This is a genomic window from Microbacterium songi, assembly GCF_042747925.1.
Lineage (GTDB): Bacteria > Actinomycetota > Actinomycetes > Actinomycetales > Microbacteriaceae > Microbacterium.
This window is the reverse complement of sequence record NZ_JBHZIE010000010.1, coordinates 578,793-603,744: the sequence shown is the minus strand read 5'-3', so window position 1 is coordinate 603,744 and position 24,952 is coordinate 578,793. Positions and strand designations below refer to the sequence as shown.

At 68.9% G+C, this 24,952-nt stretch carries 22 protein-coding genes and 1 pseudogene; 9 read left to right on the top strand and 14 right to left on the bottom strand.

The genetic code is table 11. The features are described from left to right. The coding region (locus ACFM35_RS13895) for a DUF222 domain-containing protein (protein WP_378843002.1) at positions 1-1,063 on the bottom strand (1,063 nt) is incomplete at its 3' end. Positions 1,064-1,268: 205 nt separating this feature from the next. Between ACFM35_RS13895 and ACFM35_RS13890 the strand changes: the two genes are divergently transcribed. Both ACFM35_RS13890 and ACFM35_RS13885 read left to right on the top strand, forming a co-directional pair. Then, a complete protein-coding gene (locus ACFM35_RS13890) occupies positions 1,269-1,889 on the top strand; it encodes an HD domain-containing protein (protein WP_378843000.1) in 621 nt (206 codons plus the stop codon). 164 nt (positions 1,890-2,053) lie between these two features. Beyond that, positions 2,054-3,517 carry a protein adenylyltransferase SelO gene (locus tag ACFM35_RS13885; RefSeq protein WP_378842998.1) on the top strand — a complete coding sequence of 488 codons (1,464 nt, stop codon included), beginning with the start codon at positions 2,054-2,056 and terminating at the stop codon, positions 3,515-3,517. A 40-nt stretch (positions 3,518-3,557) separates the two neighbouring features. Here ACFM35_RS13885 and ACFM35_RS13880 read toward each other — a convergent pair whose 3' ends face one another. From ACFM35_RS13880 to ACFM35_RS13865, 4 genes and pseudogenes are all read right to left on the bottom strand, one after another. Continuing rightward, on the bottom strand, positions 3,558-4,301 hold the full coding sequence (locus ACFM35_RS13880) for an HpcH/HpaI aldolase family protein (RefSeq protein WP_378842996.1): 744 nt from the start codon (positions 4,299-4,301) through the stop codon (positions 3,558-3,560). Further along, positions 4,301-5,059 (bottom strand): SDR family NAD(P)-dependent oxidoreductase, encoded by a 759-nt coding sequence (locus ACFM35_RS13875; protein WP_378842994.1) that lies wholly within the window; start codon positions 5,057-5,059, stop codon positions 4,301-4,303. The genes ACFM35_RS13880 and ACFM35_RS13875 overlap by 1 nt, the downstream gene beginning before the upstream one ends. Further along, entirely contained in the window at positions 5,056-5,982 is a 927-nt protein-coding gene (gene hisD, locus ACFM35_RS13870; RefSeq protein WP_378842992.1) for a histidinol dehydrogenase, read from the bottom strand. The genes ACFM35_RS13875 and hisD (ACFM35_RS13870) overlap by 4 nt, the downstream gene beginning before the upstream one ends. Before the next feature lie 94 nt (positions 5,983-6,076). Further along, a pseudogene (locus ACFM35_RS13865) lies at positions 6,077-6,385 on the bottom strand (histidinol dehydrogenase); the annotation flags it as partial. Positions 6,386-6,505: 120 nt separating this feature from the next. Here ACFM35_RS13865 and ACFM35_RS13860 point away from each other — a divergent pair. The 4 genes from ACFM35_RS13860 (at position 6,506) to ACFM35_RS13845 (ending at position 10,640) form a co-directional block, all read left to right on the top strand. Beyond that, the gene (locus ACFM35_RS13860; RefSeq protein WP_378842990.1) at positions 6,506-7,507 is read left to right on the top strand and encodes a LacI family DNA-binding transcriptional regulator; all 1,002 of its coding nucleotides are present in this window, start codon (positions 6,506-6,508) and stop codon (positions 7,505-7,507) included. 133 nt (positions 7,508-7,640) lie between these two features. Further along, positions 7,641-8,621: a nuclear transport factor 2 family protein gene (locus ACFM35_RS13855; protein WP_378842988.1), complete on the top strand. Its 981-nt coding sequence runs from the start codon at positions 7,641-7,643 to the stop codon at positions 8,619-8,621. 26 nt (positions 8,622-8,647) lie between these two features. Beyond that, entirely contained in the window at positions 8,648-9,814 is a 1,167-nt protein-coding gene (locus ACFM35_RS13850; protein ID WP_378842987.1) for a hypothetical protein, read from the top strand. Between the two features lie 22 nt (positions 9,815-9,836). Further along, positions 9,837-10,640: a nitrilase-related carbon-nitrogen hydrolase gene (locus ACFM35_RS13845; RefSeq protein ID WP_378842986.1), complete on the top strand. Its 804-nt coding sequence runs from the start codon at positions 9,837-9,839 to the stop codon at positions 10,638-10,640. Positions 10,641-10,670: 30 nt separating this feature from the next. Here the strand turns inward: ACFM35_RS13845 and ACFM35_RS13840 are convergent, their stop codons facing one another. Further along, on the bottom strand, positions 10,671-11,597 hold the full coding sequence (locus ACFM35_RS13840; protein WP_378842984.1) for a LysR family transcriptional regulator: 927 nt from the start codon (positions 11,595-11,597) through the stop codon (positions 10,671-10,673). 78 nt (positions 11,598-11,675) lie between these two features. On the opposite strand from ACFM35_RS13840, the gene hisD (ACFM35_RS13835) reads away from it, so the two are divergent. Then, positions 11,676-13,001, top strand: a complete 1,326-nt coding sequence (gene hisD, locus ACFM35_RS13835; protein ID WP_378842982.1) for a histidinol dehydrogenase — start codon at positions 11,676-11,678, stop codon at positions 12,999-13,001. A gap of 48 nt (positions 13,002-13,049) precedes the next feature. On the opposite strand, the gene ACFM35_RS13830 is transcribed toward hisD (ACFM35_RS13835), so the two are convergent. The 8 genes from ACFM35_RS13830 to ACFM35_RS13795 form a co-directional block, all read right to left on the bottom strand. Continuing rightward, the gene (locus ACFM35_RS13830) at positions 13,050-13,679 is read right to left on the bottom strand and encodes a TetR/AcrR family transcriptional regulator (protein ID WP_378842980.1); all 630 of its coding nucleotides are present in this window, start codon (positions 13,677-13,679) and stop codon (positions 13,050-13,052) included. Between the two features lie 69 nt (positions 13,680-13,748). Beyond that, positions 13,749-16,229, bottom strand: a complete 2,481-nt coding sequence (locus ACFM35_RS13825) for a glycoside hydrolase family 38 N-terminal domain-containing protein (RefSeq protein WP_378842978.1) — start codon at positions 16,227-16,229, stop codon at positions 13,749-13,751. An 87-nt stretch (positions 16,230-16,316) separates the two neighbouring features. Then, positions 16,317-17,675, bottom strand: a complete 1,359-nt coding sequence (locus tag ACFM35_RS13820) for an ABC transporter substrate-binding protein (RefSeq protein WP_378842976.1) — start codon at positions 17,673-17,675, stop codon at positions 16,317-16,319. Between the two features lie 211 nt (positions 17,676-17,886). Next, positions 17,887-18,834 (bottom strand): carbohydrate ABC transporter permease, encoded by a 948-nt coding sequence (locus ACFM35_RS13815; RefSeq protein WP_378842975.1) that lies wholly within the window; start codon positions 18,832-18,834, stop codon positions 17,887-17,889. Beyond that, positions 18,834-19,829: a carbohydrate ABC transporter permease gene (locus ACFM35_RS13810; RefSeq protein ID WP_378842973.1), complete on the bottom strand. Its 996-nt coding sequence runs from the start codon at positions 19,827-19,829 to the stop codon at positions 18,834-18,836. The genes ACFM35_RS13815 and ACFM35_RS13810 overlap by 1 nt, the downstream gene beginning before the upstream one ends. 154 nt (positions 19,830-19,983) lie before the next feature. Then, entirely contained in the window at positions 19,984-20,592 is a 609-nt protein-coding gene (locus ACFM35_RS13805) for a class II aldolase/adducin family protein (RefSeq protein ID WP_378842971.1), read from the bottom strand. Then, positions 20,589-21,845, bottom strand: a complete 1,257-nt coding sequence (gene otnK, locus ACFM35_RS13800) for a 3-oxo-tetronate kinase (RefSeq protein WP_378842969.1) — start codon at positions 21,843-21,845, stop codon at positions 20,589-20,591. Before otnK ends, ACFM35_RS13805 begins: the two co-directional genes overlap by 4 nt. Further along, positions 21,842-22,594, bottom strand: a complete 753-nt coding sequence (locus ACFM35_RS13795) for a DeoR/GlpR family DNA-binding transcription regulator (RefSeq protein WP_378842967.1) — start codon at positions 22,592-22,594, stop codon at positions 21,842-21,844. Before ACFM35_RS13795 ends, otnK begins: the two co-directional genes overlap by 4 nt. Positions 22,595-22,678: 84 nt before the next feature. On the opposite strand from ACFM35_RS13795, the gene ACFM35_RS13790 reads away from it, so the two are divergent. Together ACFM35_RS13790 and ACFM35_RS13785 are read left to right on the top strand one after the other, a co-directional pair. Beyond that, positions 22,679-24,091, top strand: a complete 1,413-nt coding sequence (locus ACFM35_RS13790) for an FGGY-family carbohydrate kinase (protein ID WP_378842965.1) — start codon at positions 22,679-22,681, stop codon at positions 24,089-24,091. Next, positions 24,088-24,951, top strand: coding sequence for a hypothetical protein (locus ACFM35_RS13785; RefSeq protein WP_378842963.1), 864 nt, complete (start codon positions 24,088-24,090; stop codon positions 24,949-24,951). Before ACFM35_RS13790 ends, ACFM35_RS13785 begins: the two co-directional genes overlap by 4 nt. The last annotated feature ends 1 nt before the right edge of the window (position 24,952 follow it).

Here is a 24,952-nt window from a genome sequence, read left to right as displayed (position 1 = left end):
GCCGGGCCACGGCGAGGGAGACCGGTTCGTCACACCCGTCGAGGTGAGCGTGCCCCCGACCCGACACAAGATCCTCAGCAGTCACGGACACGACGAGGGTCGGGGCCGCGCCCCCGATCGACGGCACGTCGCCTGACCGCGCCGCGACGGTGAGGATCATCGCGAGCGCGTCATGCTGCCGCGTGACCCGCGTACGGGGATCACCGGCGTCCTCCAGAGCCGCGCCGTCGGGAACCGCGTCCTCAAGAGCTGCGTCGCCGCTCGGCTCGCCGCCGTCGACGAATCGGGGCCCCGCGGGGGTGTCGGGTCCGTCCGCCTTCGGGTTCAGGATGCTATCGAACAGTCGTTGCATCTGGGCGGCAACCTCCGGCAGCAGGGTCCCGCGACACGGCACCATCCCCTCGCGGCACACACCGATCGTGAACGCCCTCTTCCGCAGCGCACGGGTCTCGCGCGGTTCGGCACCGTCCTGGTCGAGGTACGCCGCCCACACCTGCGCCTGCAACCGCAGATCATCGACCCCCGGACACGGGCCACCGTCCACCCCGGCCCCGCGAGCCGATGCGGCGAGCTCGGCGTCCGCGATCAAACGCGCCCCCCGGTCGCACTGCGCCGCGGCGAGAGTTCCGACGACCGCGACCAGGGCCTCCACCCCCACGACCCCATCGGCCGCTGCCTCACGCAGCGCCGGATACGCGGCGGGGAGAACCTCACCCGTCGACACCGCTACGGGCTGCTGCAGGGCACGCGCTGCCTTCACGATGTCACCCGCCGTCCGACCCGACCCCAGCGTGGTGCGCTGGACCAGCTCCTTCAACGACCGGCACCCGAACCGGGTGGTGGGCCGGTCCGGGTATGCCGCGGAATCCATCCGCTCCTCCAACTCGGCAACCGCGCCCACCACCAACGCCTCGGCCTGCCGGGCGATCACCGACGCCCCCCGCACAAGCGCCAACACGACCTCGTCATCCATGCCCCGCAGCTCGCCCGACCGATACGCCCGACCCACCACCGCACCGAGCGTCAACTCGACCTGCCGGAGCGTGTCAGCGAGGTTGTCCATACCCCCTATTCTGCCGAGGACCACCGACATCGAAGCGAAGAAAACTACCAGATCAAGTGCTGATTCGAAGCCCTGTGGATAACTTCGGAAATGACCTCGCGGCAGTGTGGTGTGGGGCGCTGGAATCAACTCGACAGGAACCCTTGGCCACTGCCTTGCGGCGACCTGACAGTCTGCACTCGGTCCGGCCTTCGAGCGCTGCGTTGTGCCACGATGGGCTGTGCGTATCAGCGACTTTCCGCGACCTGACAGCCTGGCAGCCCGTGGCGCGCTCGCCCTGGCGACGGAGTACCAGTCCACGGCGCTCACTGCGCACGCGGTCCGCTCGTGGTTGTGGGCCGAGGCGTTCGCCGTGGTCGAGGGACGTCCGGACGTCGATCACGAGCTCCTGTACGTGGCCGCGATCCTCCACGACATCGGTACCGTGCCCGAGTACGACAACCACGCGATCTCGTATGAGCACGCGGGAGGACACGTGGGTGTCGCATTGACCGCCGGCGCGGGATGGTCCGCCGACCGGCGCGGACGGGTGCTCGATGTGATCGTGCGCCACAATTGGCCGAGCGTCGACCCGGAACTCGATGTCGAAGGACATCTGCTGGAGATCGCCACGGGCCTGGATATCTCCGGCCAGCGGTCGGATGTGCTTCCTGAGGAGTTCCTGCGCGAAGTGCTCGACGCGCATCCCCGCGGGGCCCTCGCACAGGAGTTCGGTGCATGCGTGATCGATCAGGCCGAGCGGAAGCCCACGACAGCCGCCCGACGGCTCGTCGACGGCGGCGTCGTGAGGAAGCTCGCGGAGAATCCGCTCGAAAAGCTGCGGTGAACATTTCCGGATCGCTGTTTCTGATCGCCCTGCTGGAGGGGCTCCCTCAGGTGGCCGCATCATCGGACTCGTCGCGAGACTCGTGGTGAGACGACTGGTGAGCGACCGCGAGGAAGACCCGCTCGACGGCCCCGCCGCCGGACCCCGGCGGTAATTTTGAGCGTGTGACGGTCCGATCAGATACCACGGTGGCGCTCGACAGCCGCTTCGCGCGCGAATTGCCCGAGATGGCCGTCCCCTGGCAGGCAGCGACATTCGACGCCGCGCACGTGCTGGTCCTGAACGAGCCGCTGGCGGCGGAGCTCGGTCTCGACTCGGCGTTCCTGCGCAGCGCGGGCGGCGCGAGACTGCTCGTCGGCGATCTGCTGCCCGACGGGGCGTACCCGGTCGCACAGGCCTACGCCGGGCATCAGTTCGGCGGCTACTCGCCTCGACTGGGCGACGGGCGCGCCCTGCTGCTCGGCGAGATCGTCGACGTCCGCGGCGACCTCCGCGACCTGCATCTCAAGGGATCGGGCCCGACACCGTTCTCCCGCGGCGGCGACGGCTTCGCCGCCGTGGCGCCCATGCTCCGCGAGTACATCATCAGCGAAGCCATGCACGCGCTGGGCGTGCCGACCACGCGTGCTCTGGCGGTCGTCGCGACCGGGCAGGCCGTGCGGCGCGAGACGATGCTGCCGGGGGCGGTCCTCGCGCGCGTGGCCGGCAGCCATCTGCGTGTGGGCAGTTTCCAGTACGCCGCGGCGACCGGCGACGTCGATCTCGTCCGACGTCTGACAGCGCACGCGATCGAGCGTCACCACCCCGAACTCGTCGGCGCGCACAACCCCGGTCTCGCCCTGCTGAACGCGGTCATCGCAGCACAGGCGGAGCTCGTCGCCCGGTGGATGCTCGTCGGCTTCGTCCACGGCGTGATGAACACCGACAACATGACCATCTCGGGCGAGACCATCGACTACGGGCCCTGCGCGTTCATGGACGCGTTCGACGCGGCATCCGTCTACAGCTCCATCGACAGCGGCGGGCGCTACGCCTTCGGCAACCAGCCGCTCGTCGCCGAGTGGAATCTCGCCCGCTTCGCGGAAACACTGCTGCCCACGCTCGATGACGATCCCGACGCCGCGATCACCCTGGCCCAGGCATCGCTGGAGACCTTCCGAACGCGGTACAACGCGCATTGGTCCGCCGGGATGCTCGCGAAACTCGGTCTGCGTCCGGACCTGGATCCTGCCGCCGTCCCGCCGCTCCTCGCCGACCTGCTCGACGTGCTGCAGGCCGGCGGCGTGGACCACACCGCGTTCTTCCGCGCGCTCGGTGCGGCCGCGCGGGGAAACGCCGACAGCGTACGCGCGATGTTCTCCGACCCGACCGCGTTCGATGCCTGGATGCTGCGATGGGCGTCGTCCGGCCCTGATGCCTCTGCCATGGACGACGTGAACCCGGTCTACATCCCCCGCAACCACCTCGTGGAGGAGGCGCTGGACGCCGCCGTCGCCGGCGACCTCGCTCCGTTCGAAACGCTGCTCGACGTCGTCGCGTCGCCCTACCGCGAGCGGTCAGGACGGGAGCGCTACGCGGCGCCCGCACCGCCGGACTTCGGCGCGTACCAGACGTTCTGCGGCACCTGATCCGCTCGCGGGCGACGCCGTCCTGACGGAGGGCGACGCATCAGCCGCGCGGTTCGATCAGACCGCGGAGGTGCCCCATCAGCGATGCCGCGAGGTTGTAGACGACGAGCTGCGCGCCGTCGTCGAAGGCGGCCGTCGCGGCGGCGGCGGTGCCCACGATGTCCATCCGCAGCACCCCGGCCGCGGCGATCGCCGCGTTCACCTGCGCGGTAGCGGCGGCGAGTGGCTGGTCACCGGGACCGGATGTCGCGGCGAGGTCGGCCGGTCCGATCATGATGCCGTCGAGCCCGCTCGTCGCGACGATGTCCGTCGCGGCCGCGACGCCGACGGGCGACTCGATCATCCCGAGCACGAGGGTGTTCGCGAGGAACCAGTCGCGATGGGTCGCGGCATCCGTCTCGCCGAATCGTCCCGCTCGACTGTAAGTCGCGAAGCCCCGGCGACCCGCGGGCGGATAGTGCGCGGCCGCCACCGCTGCAGCGGCATCCGCGGCGGAGTCGATGTGCGGCACCAGGATGCCCTGCGCGCCCTGGTCGAGCGCGCGGAGGATCATCCCCGCGTCATCCTCGCCGACCCGCACGATCACCGGCACGTCGTGGATCGCGGCGACGGCGATGTGCTGCCGCAACGCGATGACGTCGGCGGGGCCGTGCTCGCAGTCGATCAGCACGTAGTCGAAACCGGCGACGGCCGCCATCTCGACGAGCTCTTCCGACGGCATCCGCAGCAGCACACCGAGGAGGCGATCACCCGCCTCGGCGCGGGCCCGCAGACTGAGCGACATCAGGCCACCATCCCGGCGGAGAGGTCGACGTCTGCACCGCACATACCGGGCATCGCGAGCATCGCCACCACGGCTCGTCCGACCTCCTCCTCGGTGATCATCCGCCCGAGCGCCGACCGGGAGACGAACGCCTGCTCCGCATCCTGTACCGAGCTGCCGGACCGCTCGGCCTCGAGGCGGAAGTTGCGCTCCATACGGGGTCCGGCGACGGGGCCCGGTGACAGCGTGTTGACGGTGACGCCGGCCGGACCGACCTCGTAGGCGAGCGTCGTGGTCAGCCCGATCACCGCCATCTTCGACGCGCAGTAGGGGGTCCGGTGCGCGAGGGGGCGCTTGCCCGACACCGACGCGACGTTGATCACGTCGCCGGTGCCGCGCTGCACCATCCCCGGCAGGAACGCCCGGCACATCAGGAACGTGCCCCGCACGTTGACGTCGAAGACCGCGTCCCAGTCCTCCACCGAGATGTCGGTGAGCGCGGCCACCGGCCCGGGAACGCCTGCGTTGTTGATGAGGATCGACACGTCCACGCCCTCGAGCGCCTCGGCCAGGCGATCTACGGCCGCGGGGTCGGCCACATCGCACATCACCGCGCGCGCCCGGTCGCCGAGGCTGCCCACCACGGCGTCGAGCTTCGCGGTGTCGCGTCCGACCACCACGACGTCCGCCCCCTCGCCGTGCAGGGCCCGCGCGATGGCGGCGCCCAATCCGCTGCCCCCGCCCGTGATGAGCGCCGTGCGTCCCGCGAGGTCGGTCATCGCGTGCCGACCCCCGCTGCGAGGTTCTCCTCGATCCAGGGGAAGGATGCTCCGCCGTGACGCCACGCGCGCGCGTCACCCGATCGGGCGTGACCCTCGAACAACTCCACACGCGCCGCGCGGCCGCAGACTTCGCCGAGCTTCGCGGAGGACGCGGGATCGAGGATCTGCTGGTAGGTGACCGTGCGCAGGTACTTGCCGACCCACAGGCCGCCCGTGTAGCGGGCTGCTCCCAGGGTGGGCAGCACGTGGTTGGTGCCGATCACCTTGTCGCCGTACGAGACGCAGGTGTTCTCGCCGAGGAACAGGGCCCCGTAGTCGTGCATCTTCTCGAGCGCAGCCCGAGGTTCTTCGGTGAAGATCTGGACGTGCTCGAAGGCGAACGAATCGGCCAGGGTGTACGCCTCGTCGAGATCGTCGACGACGATGACCTGCCCCCAGTCGCGCCAGGCCGGCTCGGCGTAGTCCTTCGTCGACATACCGGGCAGCAGCTGCTCGATCTGCGCCATCACCTGCTCTCCGAGCTCTTTCGACGTCGTGATGAGTACCGCCGGCGATTCGGGACCGTGCTCGGCCTGCGAGAGCAGATCGACCGCGGTGAGGAACGGGTCGGCGTGCTCGTCGGCGACGATGAGGATCTCGGTGGGGCCGGCGAACAGGTCGATGCCCACTTCGCCGAACAGCTGGCGCTTCGCCTCGGCGACGTACGCGTTGCCCGGACCGGCGATGAGATTGACCGGAGCGATCGTCTCGGTCCCCACGGCCATCGCCGCCACCGCCTGGACACCGCCGAGAACGTAGATCTCGTCGGCGCCGGCGAGTTTCATCGCGGCGACCGTGGCCGCAGGGATCTCGCCGCGGATGGGCGGGGTGCACGCGACGACACGGGGCACGCCGGCGACCTTCGCGGTGATGATCGTCATGTGCGCTGATGCCGTCAGGGGGGTACTTGCCACCGGGGATGTACGCTCCGGCCGATTGCACGGGCACGTGCTTCTGACCGAGGAAGACACCGGGCAGGGTCTCGACCTCGATGTCGGTCAGCGTGTCGCGCTGCGCCTGGGCGAAAGTGCGCACCTGCTGCTGCACGAAGACGATGTCCTCGATCACCTGCGGGTCGAGCGTCGCCATGATCTCCTCCACCCGCGCGTCGTCGAGGCGGAACGCCTCGGGCGACCAGCGGTCGAAGGTCTCGGAGTACTTCCGCACGGCGGCGTCGCCGTGCGAGCGGATATCGGCGATGATCGACGTCACGCGCTCGGCGACGTCGCTCTGGGCCGTGTCCGTGAACGACTTCGTGGGCGCGCTCTTCAGGTACAGGGGCATCAGTGCTTCCTTTCGGCACACGAGTGTGCATACGTATGTTCACATTATGCTTGCGTATGCAACCTCCGGTCAAGTCCCGCTAGACTGCGGCCAAACCACCATCGGGGTGAGGGGGTGGACATGGCCGTGACGAGCCGAGATGTCGCGCGACTGGCGGGCGTGTCGCAGCCGACCGTGTCGCGGGCGCTGCGCGACGACCCCCGCGTCTCCGAGGGGACGAAGCAACGGGTGCGCGAGGCCGCCGCTCTGCTGGGCTACGTGCCGAGCGAAGCCGGCCGCGCTCTGTCCTCGGGACGCACACGGCGGATCGGTCTGCTCGTGACCGATCTCGCGAATCAGTTCTACGCGCAGATCATCGCACCGGTGCACTACGAGCTCGAACGCACGGGCTACCAGCTCATGCTCCACACCGAGACGGACGACAACGAGGCGGTGGCGGAACGTCTCATCGCCAACGGGCTCGACGGCGTCATCCTCGCTACCACCACCGTCGACTCCGTGGCCCCCCTGCGCCTCCGCGACCGCGGCCTTCCCTTCGTGTACTTCAATCGCACGGCTTCGTTCGTCGACGCCGACGCCACGGTCGTCTCCCCCGCCGCCGGGTTCGCGGCCGCCGCCTCGCGGGCCGTCGAGCTGGGGCACACGCGCATCGGCGCGGTCCTCGGACCGAGCAACACCAGCACCGCCCAATCCCGCGAGATCGCCCTGCGCGCCGCCCTCGCCGAGCACGGACTCGCACTGGAACCGCAGTACATGCGCAGGAGCCCCTTCGACACCGTGGCGGGAGACCAGGCGACGGCCTCACTGCTCGCCCTCCCCGTCCCGCCCACTGTCGTCTTCTGCGGAAACGACGTCGTCGCCTACGGCGCCCTCAACGCCGCACGCCGGGCCGGGGCATCCGTTCCCGGCGACGTCTCGATCGTCGGCTTCGACGATCTGCCGGCCGCATCCTGGCCCATCATCGAACTCACGACCATCGCGTACGACTTCGTCGCGATGGCGCGGGAGGCTGCCCGCCTGATGACGCGGCGTATCGAGCAGCCCGACGCGACCGTGGCCCACGTCGAGTTCCCCACGTCGTTCATCGAGCGCAGCACGCTCGCCGCTCCCCGTCGCGGCTGACCGCTCTTCGACCCCTGTCGAGCGCCGGCGCCCTGCCTTGCGTTCAGTTGTGCATACGCATACACTGCCAATCACACCTCCAGAGCCCGCGGCATACCGTCGCATGCGGGCCACGAACAGAAGGAGTGCACGCGTGCCTCTCGATCCGGTCGCCTACCAGCCGTACGCCGACCCCGACGACTTCATCCGCGAGGTCACCGACCTCATCTGGGTGGACCGCTCGATCAGCTACATCCGCGAGAACTACGAGCCCGACTCGATCGTGCACGGCGCGTACGGCACGTCGACCACTCGGGACGAGGTGATCGAGGGGACGCTGATGCGCATCTCCTCCACTCCCGACCGCACCGGCCAGGCAGAAGACGTCATCTGGGAAGCGCGCGGCGATGACGCGTTCCTCAGCTCGCACCTGGTCCTCTCGGGGCAGCTGCAGACGTCGGAATACAGCAGGACGATCGCGAACTGCCTCTACCGGCGCGGCCGGATGGTGGAGGAGTGGGTCGTGCGCGACTCGCTCGCCGGCGCCCTTCTCCGTGGCGACGACCTCGATGAGCTCGCCCGCGCCCAGGCGTTCCGCGGCTATACGGGGTCGTGGACCGAGCCGGCGCCCCGTGATCCGATCGCCCTCGGCGACTCCGGCGCCCGCCCTGACGACTACCGCCCCGAGGTCGAGACCGTGCTCGACATGATCCAGACCGTGTGGAACGACCGGGACCTGCAGAAGGTCGACAAGTTCTTCCACCGCGACCTGGTGCTGCTCACCGTCGGCAACCGCCTGGTGATCCGCCCCGAGGGCTACCGACGCGCGCTCCTGCGCTTCCTGGAGGCCTTCCCCGCCGGACAGTTCGAGATCCGCGACATCCAGACCAACTACGACGTGCGGTACGCGGGTCTCCGCGTAGCCGTCACCTGGAAGTTCGTCGGCGCATACAACGGCAAGCCCGACTACGGCCCGCTCACCGGCGCGCCCGTCGACGTGCTGGGCATCTCCCAGTTCACCTTCCACAACGGCGCGCTCGTCAAGGAAGTGCGCCTGTGGGATGACATCGCCCTCCGGGCGCAGATCGCCGGCATGCGCGGCGACGAGCCGGTCGGCCCCACGAACATCTACTGACACCTCCTGAAGAGAAAGAAGAGAACATGAGCACCGGTCACCTGAGCCACGACGTCATCGTCGATGGGCACGAGATCGAGCGTCGCACGATCCGCAAGACCGATTGGGTGCCGCACAACGCGGCCTTCATCGACTGCCGCACGCCGGGGTCCGACCGCAAGGAGAACTACGCGTTCATCGGCGGCGGCGTCTCGCAGAACGCCGGCCAGGTCATCAACCTCACCGAGGAGCACGGATTCAACACCGGCGCCGCCGGTATGCCGGCGGGGATCTCGAACAACCTCCACCTGCACTTCACCGCCGAGGTCTTCGTCAACCTGGGCGGCCAGTTCCGGCTCCGATGGGGCATCGACGGGAAGCAGGGCGAGTACGTCAGCACCGACGGCGACATCATCTCGATCCCGACCTGGATCTTCCGCGGCTTCACGAACGAGGGCCCGGACGACGGCATCCTCTGGACCGTCCTCGGCCGCGACGTCACCGGCGGCATCATCTGGGGTCCGTCGGTGCTGAAGGAGGCCGAGTCGTACGGCCTGCACCTCACCGCCGACAACCAGCTCATCGACACCGTCGCGGGCGACGTCCTCCCCGAGGGCGCCACGCTGATCAAGCCGATCCAGCAGAAGTACATCGACGAGCTGACCACCTACTCGGTCGACGAGATGCGGGGCCGGGTCATCCAGCCGGGCGACCGCGTCTACAGCCGCAACGCGCTGTTGTGCGCGAGCCTCCCCGGAGGTGCCGCCGAGCTCAGCCTCGCGATCGGGTACGGCATGAGCGAAGACCGCCGTCAGGTCCCCAACATCCACGAGCCGCACTCCTTCAACATGGCATGGGTGCGCGCCGCGGCGGACGAGGGGCTGCTGCGTCACCGTCACGACAAGACGCAGGCGCTGCTGGTGAAGTCGGGGCGCTGGGCGATCACGCTCAACGGCGACCCGGCGACGACGATCGAGATCGGCCCCTCGGACTCGTTCTCGGTACCCGCAGGCGCCTGGCGGGCGTTCCGCTGCATCGAGGCCGGTGAATCGGGTGCGGGCGAACTGCTCGTCGTCAACTCGGGCGACGACCGCGTCTACCTGGAGTGGGCCCCCGAGGTCGTCGATGCGGCGCGCGACGCCGACTGGATGATCGATCCGAACGGCTACCTCGCCCCCGTCGGCGTCATGGTCACCGCCACGGAAGACGACTGAGCGGTCGTACGACCGTCACTGCATGACTCGAGAACTGCGCGTCGCCGCGACCTCGCCCGAGATCCATCTGGGCGAGGTCGTCGGCAACTTCGCACGCATCCGGACCGCCCTGGAGCGGGCCGTCCAGGAGGGCGCGCAGCTCATCGTGCTGCCCGAGCTCGCAACCAGCGGCTACGTGTTCGCCGATCGGGACGAAGCGGCTGCGGCCGCGGTCCCGCGCGATCACGCCGGATGGGCGGATCTCGCGTCGGCGTTGCCCGCGGGGACCGTGGCCGTGGTCGGCTACGCGGAGCGCGACGACGCCGGGCTGTTCAACTCCGCCGCGGTGCTCACGAACGACCGGAGGATCGGCGACTACCGGAAGTCCCACCTGTGGGGGGCTGAGGCGGTCCTCTTCGAGCGAGGACCGAGAGCGGGCGCGATCTTCGACACCCCGCTGGGCCGCCTCGCGGTCGCCATCTGCTACGACAACGAGTTCCCCGAAGTGCCGCGCCGTCTCGCCCTCGGCGGCGCCGATCTCCTCGCGCTGCCGGTCAACTGGCCGCTCGTGCCGAGGCCCGAGGGCGAGCGGGCCCCCGAGACCATTCAGGCGATGGCGGCTGCCCGATCTTCTCGACTGGCCACGGTGATCTCCGACCGCCGGGGCGCCGAACGCGGTGTCGAGTGGACGGGCGGCACAGCCGTCATCGACGAAGACGGGTGGGTCGCCGCGAGCGCCGACGATCGCGGCTCCGCGGTCGCGACGCTGAGGCTGCGGGCACCGGGCGACAAGACCCTCCCCCCGCACAACGACCTCTTCGCCGACCGCAGACCCGACCTGTATTGAGAGACGGATGCCGCGGCATCCGTCTTCACCTCACCCCGCGCGGGACCGCCCCTCGTGCTCGCCGACCTTGGCCAGCAGTGTGCGCTCGGCCAGCTCGGCGAGGCGTCGCGTCGCGGGCGAGAGGTAGGCGCCCTCGCGTTGGACGAGCGCGATCGTGTCGAAGAGGGGCTCCGCGAAAGGCGTGACCTCGACGCCCGGAGGGAAGGACGCGGACTCGGCGATCGTGCGCGACACGATCGTGTCGGCGGCGCCCGTGGCGACGAGGCTCAGCGCGGTCTCGACGTGCTCGACCTCGATGGCGGGGTCGATCGTCAGCCCCTCGAGGCGCGCACGCTCGAGCAGCTGACGCCGCGTGGGATCGTTCCAGCCCGCGTAGGCGTCGTACAGCACGAGCTTCGCGCGGGCGACCTCGTCGATGCGCACGGCGCCGTCACGGGCGTTCCGACGTGTTGACGCGTAGAGCACCTCGTCGCGGAACAGCGGGGTGATGCGGAGGCCCCGCTCGTCGATCGGCAGCACGAGCAGGCCGGCCTCGATCTCGCCGGCGGCGATCGACTCGGCCACGAGCGCCGAGTTGAGGCCCACCAAGCGCACCTTGACATTCGGATGCTGCTGATGGAAACGCTGTACGAGGTCGGACAGGTCGTAGTACGCGGCGTTGCGCAGCACCCCGAAGGTGCAGGTGCCACCCTCGAGCGCATGCAGCGCGGCGATGGTCTCGACGCCGTTGGCGATCGCGCTGACGGCGAGTTCGGCGTGCTCCCGCAGCGCGATCCCCGCGTCGGTCGGCGTGAGGCGGCGCGGACCGCGGGTGAAGAGGCGGACGCCCAGCTCGCGCTCGAGGCGCGCCACCAGTTCCGAGATCGACGCCTGCGTCGCACCGAGTTCGACCGCCGCCGCCGTGAAGGACCCGAACTGCAGCGCGGCCAGGAAGGCCTTGAGCTGAGCGAGGGTCACGTGCCAATGGTAAACCCTGTGGTTCGCATCGCATGTACGGCTCTTGTGGGGGATCAGGCGAGGATCTACCGTCGTCGTATGCAATACAGCCCCCCTCTTCTGCAGAGCCTCGACGGCTCGTTCCACCACCTCAAGACCCCGCTCGTGGATGCGCCCGCCGCCCAGCGCGACCCCGCGGTCATCGCGACCGTCTCCGAGATGCTCGCCGACATCCAGCGCCGCGGCCTGGACGCCGTTCTGGACTACGCGCGTTCGCTCGACAACTACCAGGGCGGCGACATCGAACTCACCGCCGAGCAGATCGCCACCAGCGGCGACCGACTGCCCGCCGACCTCCGCGAGGCGATCGAACTCGGATCGGCTCGCACGAAGGCGTTCGCCGCCGAGCAGCGCGCGCATCTGGTCGACTTCGAAACCGAGCTGGTCCCCGGCCTCGTCACGGGCGCCCGGTACATCCCGGTCTCACGCGTGGGCGCGTACCTGCCCGCCGGACGCTTCCCGCTGACCGCGAGCGCCTTCATGACGGTCGGCGTCGCGAAGGCCGCCGGCGTGCCGACCGTGATCGCCTGCACCCCGCCGCAGCCGGACGGCGGCGCCAACGACGCGGTCGTCTACGCCGCACACCTCTCAGGCGTCGACCGCGTGTTCGTGCTCGGCGGCGTGCAGGCGCTCGCCGCGATGGCCTACGGGCTGCTCGGGGAGCCCCCGATCGACATGCTGGTGGGCGCCGGCAACGCCTTCGTGGCCGAGGCCAAGCGTCAGCTGTTCGGCACCGTCACGATCGACCTCCTGGCCGGTCCCTCCGAGGTCGCGGTCATCTCGGACGAGACGGCCGACCCTGAGATCGTCGCCGCTGATCTGCTCGGCCAGGCCGAGCACGGACCCAACTCCCCCGCCGCGCTCGTCACCACCTCGGAGGAGCACGGCCGGGCGGTGATCGCAGCCGTCGAGCGCCAGCTGACGACGCTGGCGACCGAGCCGATCGCGGGGCCCGCATGGCGGGACTACGGGGTCGTGACGGTCGCGAAGGACCGCGAGACCGCCGCGCTGCTGATGGATGATCTGGCCCCGGAGCACCTCGAGGTCATCACCGCCGACGACGACTGGTACCACGATCGCCTCCGCAACTACGGGTCGATCTTCCTCGGCGCCTGGAGCACCGTGGCCTACTCCGACAAGGGCATGGCCGGGACGAACCACGTGCTCCCCACCGCGGGCGGTGCCAAGCACAGCGCCGGGCTGTCCGTGTCGAGATTCCTCAAGCCGCTGACCTACCAGCGCATCGCCCGGTCGGCGACGCCCGAGCTCGCTCATGCCGTGCAGGTCATCTCCGACTCCGAGGGCATGGCTGCGCACAGCGCGACCGCAACGATGAGGCTCGCCGAGTTCGACGAGCAGGCGTAGCCGGGGCCGGGGCGGGGTGCGGTCTCGCCCCGGGTACCGCTCCGGCGCTCAGGCGCTCGCGCCGAGCGAGAACCCTTTCACGCCGAGCATCCCCTCCAGGGCACGGTGGAGGAGTGAGCCACGGACGCCCGCGTCGTTCCAGCGGACGAGAGCCTGGGCGTTGAGACCGTCGATCATGCCGAGCACCTGCCAGGCGGTGGCCGCGGCATCCGTCACGTCGAACTCGCCCGCCGCGACTCCGTCGGCGATGACGGTCTCGAGGGCCGCCTGCCAGGCGTCCATCTGCGTGCGGACCTGGGCGGCCAGCTTCTCGTTGCGGCGACCGAGCGCCCAGGCCTCGACCCAGACGACCGTGACGTCATCCCTCGTGCCGTCCAGCAGCGTGTCGACCATGGCCATCATGCGGGCCGTCGCGGTCTCCAGCGATGCGATCTCGGCCTGGACCTCGTCGATCTCGGTCGCGACGATCGACCCGAAGGCGTCGGCCACCACGACGTCCATGCTGGGTTCGTAGTGCGCGACGAGCGCGGGGGTCACATCGATCCGCGCGGCGAGGGCGCGGAGCGTGACGCCCGCGAGCCCCTGCTCGAGTGCGAGATCGCGGGCGGCCTGCGCGATCTCCGCCGACCTCTCGGCCGGCGACTTGCGAGCCGCCTTCTTGCGCGGAGCTGGTGACACCGGGTGCACTTCCCCTCGAACCTCTGCTCCCAGTCTATTGATCCGTTGATCAATGCGAGAGAGGGCGCGTCAGTGGCTCGACCGCGTGAGGAGCAGGTCGATCGTCCCCCGCGCAGGAACATGCACGGGCGATGCCGCATCCGCCTCCCACCCGTCGGGGAAAACATCCACCCGTGCATCGACCCCCTCGTCGGCGATGTTGTGCAACCGGAGGCGGACGCGTTCCTCGGCGAGGGGTCTCAGCTCCACCAGGATCTGCGCCGCCGGCTCCACCCTCAGGGGTGCGAGTGCCTGCAGCGGGGCCGGCCCGCGGTAGTGACGCGCCTGCAGCGGTTCTCGCAGGTCACGGCCGTACCGCCGCACGTCGGCTCGAGTCACAGCTGCCGGTCGGAAGCGGTAGCGGAACGTGCGGGCGATGTCCTGCCGCGCGGGGAAGTTCGTGAAATGGAGATTGTTCATCAGCCAGCTCATCACGTGACCGCGCTCGGTATCCAGCGTTCGGGCCCACTGACCCGTGTGGAACCCGCCGAGCTGCACCAGCGGAGCGTCACGCGTGCCCCAGAGGATGCCCTGACCATTCCCGCGAACGCCGATCGCCTGCTGGATGCTGTACCAGTCCTTGCTCGTATCCGGCAGTTGTTCCGACTCCGCCTGGAAGACGGCACCGGCCGTCTCGAGGAGGAACTCGGGCTCCTCGACGTCGAAGGGGAATGCGACGAAGATGCTCTCCGGACCGAAATGCTCGGGCTTGCGGACCTCGACGTCGACGTCGACGTCCGGCACGTCGTCCGAGATGGTGACCACCGTCTCGGCCTGCAGGATGCCCGGAAGTGCGGACCCCCACGAGATTCGTGTCAGGCGCCCCCCACGGGTCACGCGGACCGGGCCCGATCCATCGGCCACGACCGCCTCGAAAAGTGGCCCCGGATGCTCGGGATGGAAGAGTTTGGGCGACGTCGTCAGCATCGGATGATCGGATCCCTCGGCGACGACCTCGGCGACGACGGCGCCGAGGCCGCTCAGCCCGTCGGGGTCGATCAGCTCTCGACCTGTTCCACGATCGACCATCGAGATCACGCCGCCGCGGGAGGGGTCCACGATGAGCCGGTAGAGGTCGGTCTTCACGATGCCGTTGCCGGCCTCGTCTTCCTGCGGGACGGCGGGCACGTCGAAGGATGCCGTCGCGAAAGCAGGGACCGCGGCGGCGAGGCGCACGTGGCGCGCGCCGTCGACCTCGACGTCGACCACCTCGACGCGATCGGACTCCGAGTGATTGGCGACGACGACGCGCGCGACATCGCGGTCGGACGATGCGGGTGCACCCGCGTGGACGGAGCGGTACCACCCCTCGATGGCCAGGTCCCGGGCGTGGTCCCATGCGTCGTAGGCGAAGGCGGACTTCGCGTTGTGGTGGGAGTGCGTGAAGGTGGAGTGCGGTTTGGAGTACGTCTCCCAGCTCCCCCAGGTGTGCTCGCCGTACAGGAGCAGCTGCTCGTCGACGTGGGTCATCGCCTCGTGGATCTCGTCCGCCGTGCGGAGCCGCACCGGGCCGCGCCGGTATCCGAGGACCTCGGCCAGGGGCGTCGCCCGCTCGCCCCGTAGGCCTGCGAGGGCGAGCGAACTCTGCGCCGACCGGGCGAACGTCCCCGCCTCCCGGTAGACGGCGACCTCGCGGGCGGTGGAACCGTGTCCATGGGACCACCAGTCCGCCCACTCGCCCCGCACGAGGGGGATCTCGAAGCCCTGCGCCTCCCTCTCGAGCACGTCGACGGCCTCGTCGATCGTCGCCGTGCGCATGGGGAGGTCGGGGTGCCGGACGTTCCATGCGCGCACGACGTCGAGGAAGCGGTCGGTCGGCCAGCGATTGTCGTTGGCCGCATGGACCACCGCTGTCTGCCAGCCGTAATCACTCCGCCCTTCGAGGGCGGAGACGAACTCGGATATGCGTCGATCCGCGAGTGCGACGTCCCCGTCGATGATTCCCCACTCCTCGCCGAACCCGTAGTGCGTCGACAGCCAGACGAAGATGCGGCGCCCTGTCGGAGCGACCCAGTGGAACCCCGACGGCTGGACGAACGGTGGCCGACCGTGGTCGGGGTTCAGCGCCATGACCAGGCGGTCGATACCGGCGTCCAGCATCTGATCGACGATCCCCCAGGACAGTCCGTTCACGTCACCGTGCTGCTGAGTCCGCGGGACGAGTCCCGCGTCGCGCATCGCGGAGAGCTCTTCGTAACCGGCTGCGGTCTCTGCGGCGCTCGACAGCTGCGTCATGTTGAGATACCCGCCCGTCACGCTGACGCGTCCTGCCGCGGCCAGATCGCGGAGCGCGGCGCGGCGATCAGGAGCAGCCCTCCGAAGGAAGTTCAGCACGGGGCGCGCGACCTCGAACGTCCAGCGGAACTCATCGTCCCTTCCGGTGGCCGGACCAGCGAGGTCCAGCACGCGGTCGACGATCCGCGCATGCATGTCGTCGATGATGCGGGGACTGTTCGTGTAGCCCACGTCATGGTGGGTATGGGGGACGAGGAGGATCTGGCGAATCGTCATGAGCTTCCGGGCGTGTCGGGGTCGGGGCGCGGAGGGGATGACGAAGGGCGAGCGGCTGTCAGCACGCCCGCCCTTCGACAGAGGTGATCAGCCTTCGGCGATGGCGTTCTCGTAGTCGCGAATCGCTGCCGATTGCGCGTCCTGTAGAGCCTGCTCCGGCGACTTCTCCCCGAGCAGTGCCGATGTGACGGCGTTGTTCAGCTCGGTGTTGATGGTCTGCCCGGCCGGTGACGAACCATAGCTCGTGCCGTAGCCCACCACGTCGTAGTAGGTCGAGATGACCTGGTCGAAGTTCTCGTTGCCGGACGGCTTGACGGACTTGTCGCGGATCTGCTGATCAGCCTCCGGCGAGCCGGTGAACAGCCCGGTGTTGATTCCCCCGTCCGCGGCGCGCGTCTCGTCACGGGCAGTACCCGCGGCGAGCCACGAGTCGAGCGCGGTGAGCTCGTTCATCCAGGCGCAGGCGGCGGCGGGATTCTTCGCGCCGACCGGGATGACGAACGACGATCCGCCGGCGACGGCGAACGGGTTGCCGTCGGAGTCCAGGAAAGGCACGGCGCGGATGTCGATCTCCTCGACGTAGGGGGCGAGCACGTTGGGATACCACTGCGCGTTGATCTGCGCACCGACCTGATTGGCCACGTACTGGTTGTTGTCTCCGAACGTGTCGAAGGAGTCGGTGAAGCTCTTCACCTTCGCGAACCCGCCCTGCGCGTCGTTGATCTCCTTGAGGAGTTCGATACCGGCCAGGTTGCGGGGGTCATCCAGTGTCGGCTTTCCGTCGGCGTCATTGAGCTGGCCGCCGAGGCCGAGGATCCACAGTCCGGAGGAGCCGGTCGACACCGGGTCGAATCCGAGACGCGTGGGCACGCCGCCCGACTCCTGGTACATCTTCTTGACGGCGGCGAGTAGGACGTCGGGCTGGGACGTGTCGATCTCCTCGGGAGTGACACCCGCCTCGTTCAGCACGTTCATGTTCACCAGGATGGCCGGGGGCTGGTAGAACTGCGGCACCGCCCAGACCTCGTCCTTGTAGGTGACATCGTCCACCACCGAGGGGTACCACAGTGTCGACGGGTCGACGTCCTGAGCCTCGAAGCACGCATCGAGGGGCTGGATGAGCCCCTGCGCCGCGTACTGGGTGACGTAGCGACGATCCATCTGCACGACGTCGGGAACGTCGCCGCTCGCCACGCGTGTGGTGAACTTCTGGGCATCGAACGCCGTCGCGTCCAGGTCGACGGTGACGTCGCCGAGCTGCGCTGCGGCGTAGTCGAGCCTCGCCTGACCCACGTCATCCGCGTTCTCGAACCCCCACGCGGACAGGTCGCCGGTCGGCGCGGCGGTGAAGTCGACGTCCGAGCCGGACGCGGTCTCGTCGCCACCGCCGGAGCAGGCGGCGAGCATCAGCGCAGATGCCGCCCCCAGCGCCACGATGGCAGTCATGCGCTTACGCATTTCGATCCTTTCGATTGGAGCGGTTCATTCCGCCCCTCGCTGTGCTGGAGGTTCGCAATGTGGGAACCTTCCCACATCAAGCTAGCCACATGTCACAGTGATGACAAGAAAAAACCGCGTGTTTATCTGTTCGTGATGGTCACGATCTGGCATCGATGCCAGACCGTTGAAATCGAGCGCCAGGAGGACGCTCGAAACTTCAGCCCTTGCGGCCCGTCGTTGCGATTCCTTCGACGAAATACCGCTGACCGAAGGCGAAGAGGATGAGCATCGGGATCGTCACGATCAGCGCCGCGACCATGACGTACTGGTAGTCACCTTGACCGCCGTTCGTGGGGCTGTACTTCGTCATCGCGTAGGCGATCCCGAGCGGTGCGGTGAATCCCTCGGGAGATCCCGCGTTGAGGTAGATCAGCGCCGACTGCAGGTTGTTCCAGCTCGCTTGGAATTCGAAGAGGAAGACGATGATGAACGACGGGATCGACAGCGGCATCGCGATGCGCCAGAACATTCCCCAATAGCTCGTGCCGTCCAACCTGGCTGCTTCGAAGAGCTCTTTCGGCAACCCCAGGAAGAACTGCCTCTGCAGGAAGATGTAGAAAGCCGAACCGAAGAGATTCATGCCGAAGAGGGGCACCCACGTGCCCAGCAATCCCGTCTCCTTCCAGATGAGGTAGATCGGGATCATCGTCACGGCGCCCGGCAGCATCATCGTCGCCAGGACGAGGCCGAACAGCAGGCTCCTTCCGGGGAACTTGAAGTATGCGAATCCGAACGCCACGATCGAGCTGGACACCGCTACCGCGGTCGCCGCCAGCAGCGCGATCGCGAGACTGTTGAACATCCAGTTCAGCAGCGGCAGCTGGTTCCACACGTCGACGTAGTTCTGCGGGAGGAACGTCTCGGGAATCAGCTTGTTGTCGAACACCTCGCCTCGGGGCTTGAAGCTCGCCGCGAGCAGCCAGGCGAACGGGTAGATGAACAGCAGGGCGAACGCGATGGCGACCACCCACAGCAGGAATCTGCCGATGAAGGTCTGCGGAGTCCAGATCTTGCGGCGCGGCTTCGGCTTGAGCGTCGGATCCACGGAGAGCGCCATCTCCGGCATCGGCTCCGCTACGCCGGGGGTCTCCTGAAACACCGACATCAGCGGTCTCCCTCGTAATAGACGAATCGGTTGCCGACCTTCATCTGGATGAAGGTGATCAGCAGGATGATGACGAACAACAGCCAGGCGAGCGCGGCCGCGAAGCCGAAGTTGAACTGACGGAAGGCCTGCTGGAACAGGTAGATCGCATAGAACAACGAAGCATCGGGAGCGGTGTTGGCCGTGTCTCGCCAGAACAGGATGTACGCCTGATCGAAGACCTGGAATGCGGCGATCGACAACACGATGACGTTGAAGAACATTGCACCCGAGATCATCGGAAGGGTGATCGAGAAGAACTTCCGGATCGGCCCCGCGCCATCGATCGAGGCGACCTCGTAGAGCTCCACCGGCACGTTCTTCAGCGCGGCGAGGAAGATGACCATCGTCCCGCCGACGGTCCACAGCGCCATGATCACGATGCTGGGCTTGACCCATGCCGGGTCGATCAGCCACTGCGGGCCCTCGATCCCGAAGACGCGCAGGAACTGGTTGACGGCTCCCGTGTTGCCGTTGAGCAGGAGGAAGAACACGGATGCCGTGGCCACCGCCGGGGTCATTTTGGGCAGGTAGTACAGCGTGCGGAAAACCCCGGCGCCCCGGGTGATCTTGTCCAGCACGAGTGCCAGCACGACAGCGAAGATGATTTCGGCCGGAACGGCGAGTACTGCGTAGAACAGCGTGTTGCCGAGAGCGAGCGAGACTTTCGGGTCCTCGAACAGCTGCGCGTAGTTCTCGAGTCCCACGGGACGAGAACGGTTGGTCGCCAGGTTGTAGCTGCTGAACGAGATGTACAGGCTGTAGATCATCGCGCCGGCGGTGAAGATCAGGAATCCCACGATCCACGGGGCGATGAACAGGTAGCCGGCGATGGCCTCGCGTTTGTTGTAGCGCACCTTGACCTTCGGCACCTTCGGCGCCTTCGCTCCACGGCGCCGCTTGATCGGCTCCCCGGAGGTGATCGCTTCCGCAGCGATTCCGATGTTGACGCTCATGGCGTCCGCGTCCTCGGGACGGGGGCAGAGACCATCAGTGGTTCCTCCAGCGATCATCGGTGGTTTGTGGCATCGTTACCACATCACGTCAGACTATAAGTCCCATCGCGCGTCTTGGCAACCAGGTGGCGCGGCCGGATCCGGTGGTTCTACGTCACTCGGAGGAGCCCCATGCGCTCGCCGGGTCGAGGGTCCGTGCACGTCTACCGGCCAGCGCGAGAGCGAGGTCGGCGGCCGATTCGAGCTCCTCGCAGAGGTCGACGGCGGTCGCGGCATCTTCCGCGCGGACGAGGCTGCCGTGGTTGGCCAGCAGGAGCACGTGGGCATGTGCGATACGTTCTGCGACACCCATAGTCAGTGCGACACTGCCGGGGGGCGCGTACGGCACGACGGCGACACGACCCAGCAGCCTGATCCGGTAGGGCGTGTATGCCGGGATCGGATCAGCGTCGCCGGAGTCGAGGCAGGAGACCGCGGTGGCCGCGCGGGAATGCAGATGAACGACGGCGCCGGTGTCCGGTCGGGCCCGGTACGCCGCGAGATGTATCCCGATCTCCTTCGTGACCGGCGGCCCGGAGATGTGTGCGCCATCCAGCCCGATGACCGCCAGGTCGTCGCTCGTCACGCGTCGCAGGGATGAACCCGACCGTGTGGCGTACACGATGTCGCCGTCTCGCACGCTCGCGTTGCCGGAGCTTCCCGGCGAGAGGCCCGCGTCCGCGAGTGCACGGCACGCGGCGATCAGATCGTCGATCAGGGTCATTCCCGGCCTTCCGCCCACGCCGACTCGAACAGGTCCTTCTCGCCGAAGTTGCCTGACTTGAAACACAGGTCCAACCGCCTGCCGCCGGAGTCCACGGCCGACATCCACGGCACGCCCGTCGAAACGACGCGCCGCACGCGGAGGCGACGCACTCCGAGGGCGTGGGCCACCGCGCCCGACGTCTCGCCTCCTGCCACCAGGATTCGTCTGATGCCGAGATTCTCGACGGCCAGTGCCGCCACCCGCCCCAGCACGGTTTCCAGAGCGGAAGCGGCCCGCGCGGAGCCCCAGCGTCGCTGCGCCGCGGCGACGGCCTCCGGCGCGGCGGTGACACTCACCAGCGCACGCGGCTCGCGCGCCACGAACGCCATCGCCGCACCGATGACGCTCTCGGGCGTGGCGACGGCCTCATCCGGATCGACATGCATCACGGGTCCGCGGAACGCAGCCACCTGCTCGCGCGTGCGCTCGGATCCACTCCCCGAGAGGATGAGTTCGCCTCCTGCGCTCGGCGACTCTGCCGGCGACGCGGGCGCGCGCGCGACCGTACGCGCGATGGCGACGGCGAGGCCGGCCGCCCCGCCCACGATGAGGTCACGCGAGCCGATGAGCGCGTCGGCGATCACGTCCAGGTCGCTCTCCTGGGTGGCGTCCACCAGCAGATGACGAACGCCGACCTCACGGCGCTCGGCGATCCTGGACCGCACAGCCGATGCTCCCGCACGTACATCCTCGAGAGCGACGCCGCCGACAGGGCGGCTCGTCTGTCGGGCGAGCACGCGGATGAGGTCGGGGTCCTTCATCGGAGTGAGCGGATGCTGCGCGACCGATGATTCCGACAGCAGTCGATCGCCGACGAACAGGTGACCGAGGTACAGCGTCCGGTGCGCGGCCGGGGTCGCCGGGGTGCCCACGGATGCTGCGTCCGACCCCCAGTCATCGATGAGCGCGTCGGCCACCGGCCCGATGTTGCCCGTATCCGTGGAATCGAACGTGGAGCAGTACTTCTGGTAGATCACCGTCGCTCCCCACGCGCGCAGGATGCGAGCCGACGCGACGCTCTCGGCGACCGCTGCGTCAGGGATCGCCGCGCGGGACTTGAGCGCGACGACCACGCAGGACGTGGCGGGCTCATCGTCGACGTCGGGCACTCCGAGTCTCACCTCGGCCGGCATGCCCGTCTGCGACACACCTCCCGCGACATCGCACGCGCCGGTGATGTCGTCGGCGATGACGCCCAGATGCACGCTCATCCGACGATTCGCACGATCAGTCCGCGCCCGCGGAGCGCTGCGACGACACCCTCGTCGGCGCGCGCGTCCGTCACGAGCACGTCGACGAGGGAGGAATCGGCGACGCGCAGCGGCGCCCATGCTCCCAGTTTCGAGCCGTCAGCCACCAGTACCACGCGCGCAGCCTGCGCCGCCAGGACGCGCTTCACCGCCGCGTCGAGCGCGTTGGCCCCCCACAAGGCGTCTGCGGTGACCGCGGTCGCGGACAGGACCGCGACGTCCGTCCGCACATTCGCGAGTGTCGCCTCGGCGAGAGGGCCGGCGAACGAGCGGGTGTCTGCCTGGTAGTGGCCGCCGGCGACGACGAGGGCGTCGGGACGTCGGCCGGCGACCGCCGAGATCACCGGAAGGGAGTGGGTGAGGACCATGTCGGCGCGGACGAAGGGGGCCATCGCCGCGACGGTCGTGCCGGCATCGAGTGCGACGCTGCTCGCCCCGGCGATCTCGCCGATCGCCGCCTCGGCGATCAAGTTCTTGTAGGCGGCGTCGATGACGTCGCGGCGCTCGAACGGGAGCCCGCTCGAGGGCGCCGCGGCTCCCCCGGCGACGCGACGCGCTCGTCCCTCGGACTCGAGCTGGTGAAGGTCTCGACGGATCGTCATCTCGGACACGCCCACACGCTCCGCGACATCGCCCGACGAGACGTACCCCTCCGTCGCCAGGATGCGGGCGATCTCATCCCTGCGCGCGGGGGCTCCGGTGTAGCGCATGACGACATCCAATCGAGCACGTCCCCCGATGTCAATCTGCTCACACAATTGCGAGAATGTTCATTTCGTAACAGAATTGCCCGCGTGACGATCGTCGTGGGCGTGGACATCGGCAGTACGAACACGAAGGTCGTGCTGATCGACGCGGTCGACAGCGGGCGCGCCGTCTGGACCGGACGGGCGGCGACGCCCGCTGACCCGTCGTCGTTGAAAGCGGTGATCTCGCGCCTGCTGAGGGCGGCGACGGCGACGACGCGCCGTCCCGTCGCCGCGATCGGCATCAGCTCGATGGCAGAGACCGGGGTGCCCGTCGACGGGCACGGCGTCGCCCTGAGCGCTTTCCTGCGGTGGGACCGCGTGCAGAACCGTGACGTCCTCGGCCGCGTGCTCGAGCGACATCCCGACCTCCCGCTGCGCAGTGGCATACCGGCGACGCCCAAACCGGCGCTGATGACGCTCCTCGGACTTCGTGAACACGCGCCGGAGATCCACGCGCGACTCGCGCAGTGGCGGGGCGTCGCCGATGTCGTCGTGGAGGCGCTCACCGGCCGGGACGCGACCGACCACACACTCGCGGCCCGCACCATGATGCTCGACGCGACGGTGCAGCACGAGCACCGGTGGGACACCGCATTGCTCGATGAGGCAGGCATCAGCGAGCAGGTCCTGCCGCGCATCGTGCACGCCGGCGAGCCGGCAGGGATGACCGGACACGCCGCCGCCGGCTTCGGGCTGGGGCGTGACATTCCCGTGTACATCGCCGGGCACGACCATGCGGTCGGGGCCTGGGCCGCAGGCGCGCGCGGGGTCGGTGACATGGCGGACTCCCTCGGCACCGCCGAGGCGCTCCTGGCCGTGACCGATCGACCGGACCCACGAGCCGTGGCAGACGGTCTCTCCATCGGGCGCACGGTCGATGATTGTCACTTCACGGTGATGGCGGGCAATCCCGCGTGCGGCGGCCTGCTCGCGGAGTGGCCGGACGACGTTCTCGGACACCTCAGCCGCCTGAGCGCCGAGGCGTGGGACACGACACCCGCGGTGATCCTCCCCTATCCGCGCGGTCGACAATGTCCTGCGCCCGATCCGACGGCGCGCCTGCGTGTCCTCGGCGAGGACGAGGCGGATGCGCCGCGCGCGCTCCTGCAGTCCCTCGTCCTGCACTCCGCGTGGATGCGCCGCACGGTCGAGCGGGTGACCGGCGCGCGCGCCGACCGTGTCGTCCTGCTGGGCTCTCTCACCGATCGCATACCGGTCTGGGCGTCGCTCACTGCGGCCATGGGCACGACGCCGGTCCGGCGATGCACATCATCGGAGCCGGTCGCCGCCGGCGCGGCCCTGCTCGCCGCGGTACGCGCCGGATTGGCCCCGGAACCAGCGGTGCTCGAGACCGAGCCGGTCGTCCCTTGCCGCGCAGAGGGGCTGGACGCGGCCTACGACAGGTTCGTCGCCCACGCCCTCTCCGATCCCACCCACCCTCTTGAAGGAGATTCATGACCACCCTCGATGCCATCGCCCGTACCACCGGGACCTTCGCCATGGTGGCGATGGACCAGCGCGAGAGCCTGCGTCACATGTTCGATGCCGCCGGACGCGGCCGCCCGGACGACGACGTGCTGATCGGCTTCAAGACCGACGTCGCCACCGAACTCGCTCCTTCCGCGTCCGGCTTCTTGATCGATCGTCACTACGGATTCGACTCGGTCCGCGAGATCCTGCCGACCACGACGGGTCTGATCCTCGCCGCCGACGCGCTCACGCAGGACGCCGGCGGTCCGGTCGAGGAGACGACCATCGACGATGTCGTCGCCCGGCATCCGCTCGACGGAGTGTCTGCGGTGAAGCTGCTGATCATCTGGCGGCGCGACGAACACCGGGAAGAACGGGTCGCGCTGGCGGAGCGCTTCATCGCCCTCGCCCGCGACCGCGGTGTGCTGTCCGTGCTCGAGCCCGTCGTCCGCGCCGCCCCCGGAGAAGGGGAGTGGGACATGGATGCTGCGATCCGCGAAGCCGCGCGCGAGCTCGCGTCCCTGCACCCTGATCTGTACAAGGCGCAGGTGCCGCTCGCGGGCACCGGCGACGAGCGTGCGCAGCGGGAGGCGAGCGCCGCACTGAACGACTGCATGACCGGGCCGTGGGTGGTCCTCTCCCAGGGTGTCGCGCAGAGCCGGTTCGAAGACGCCGTACGGGCTGCATGCATGGAGGGGGCCAGCGGCTTCCTTGCGGGCCGCGCTCTGTGGAGCGACCTCGTGGGCACCGAGAACGTCCGCGCAGGCCTCAGAGAGCGGGCACTACCCCGGCTCGAATCACTCATCCGGACCGTGGACGACGTCGCACGGCCCTGGAGGGATGCATGAG

What these genes read in the sequence shown, in the direction of transcription:
- hisD (WP_378842992.1), bottom strand. Translation starts at nt 5,982, where the DNA reads ATGACGATCATCACCGCGAAGGTCGCCGGCGTGCCCCGTGTCGTCGCG.
- ACFM35_RS13850 (WP_378842987.1), top strand. Translation starts at nt 8,648, where the DNA reads ATGAGCACCGGTCACCTGAGCCACGACGTCATCGTCGATGGGCACGAG.
- ACFM35_RS13795 (WP_378842967.1), bottom strand. Translation starts at nt 22,594, where the DNA reads ATGCGCTACACCGGAGCCCCCGCGCGCAGGGATGAGATCGCCCGCATC.
- ACFM35_RS13860 (WP_378842990.1), top strand. Translation starts at nt 6,506, where the DNA reads ATGGCCGTGACGAGCCGAGATGTCGCGCGACTGGCGGGCGTGTCGCAG.
- ACFM35_RS13805 (WP_378842971.1), bottom strand. Translation starts at nt 20,592, where the DNA reads ATGACCCTGATCGACGATCTGATCGCCGCGTGCCGTGCACTCGCGGAC.
- ACFM35_RS13820 (WP_378842976.1), bottom strand. Translation starts at nt 17,675, where the DNA reads ATGACTGCCATCGTGGCGCTGGGGGCGGCATCTGCGCTGATGCTCGCC.
- ACFM35_RS13785 (WP_378842963.1), top strand. Translation starts at nt 24,088, where the DNA reads ATGACCACCCTCGATGCCATCGCCCGTACCACCGGGACCTTCGCCATG.
- ACFM35_RS13880 (WP_378842996.1), bottom strand. Translation starts at nt 4,301, where the DNA reads ATGTCGCTCAGTCTGCGGGCCCGCGCCGAGGCGGGTGATCGCCTCCTC.
- otnK (WP_378842969.1), bottom strand. Translation starts at nt 21,845, where the DNA reads ATGAGCGTGCATCTGGGCGTCATCGCCGACGACATCACCGGCGCGTGC.
- ACFM35_RS13810 (WP_378842973.1), bottom strand. Translation starts at nt 19,829, where the DNA reads ATGAGCGTCAACATCGGAATCGCTGCGGAAGCGATCACCTCCGGGGAG.
- ACFM35_RS13875 (WP_378842994.1), bottom strand. Translation starts at nt 5,059, where the DNA reads ATGACCGACCTCGCGGGACGCACGGCGCTCATCACGGGCGGGGGCAGC.
- ACFM35_RS13845 (WP_378842986.1), top strand. Translation starts at nt 9,837, where the DNA reads ATGACTCGAGAACTGCGCGTCGCCGCGACCTCGCCCGAGATCCATCTG.
- ACFM35_RS13815 (WP_378842975.1), bottom strand. Translation starts at nt 18,834, where the DNA reads ATGTCGGTGTTTCAGGAGACCCCCGGCGTAGCGGAGCCGATGCCGGAG.
- hisD (WP_378842982.1), top strand. Translation starts at nt 11,676, where the DNA reads ATGCAATACAGCCCCCCTCTTCTGCAGAGCCTCGACGGCTCGTTCCAC.
- ACFM35_RS13825 (WP_378842978.1), bottom strand. Translation starts at nt 16,229, where the DNA reads ATGACGATTCGCCAGATCCTCCTCGTCCCCCATACCCACCATGACGTG.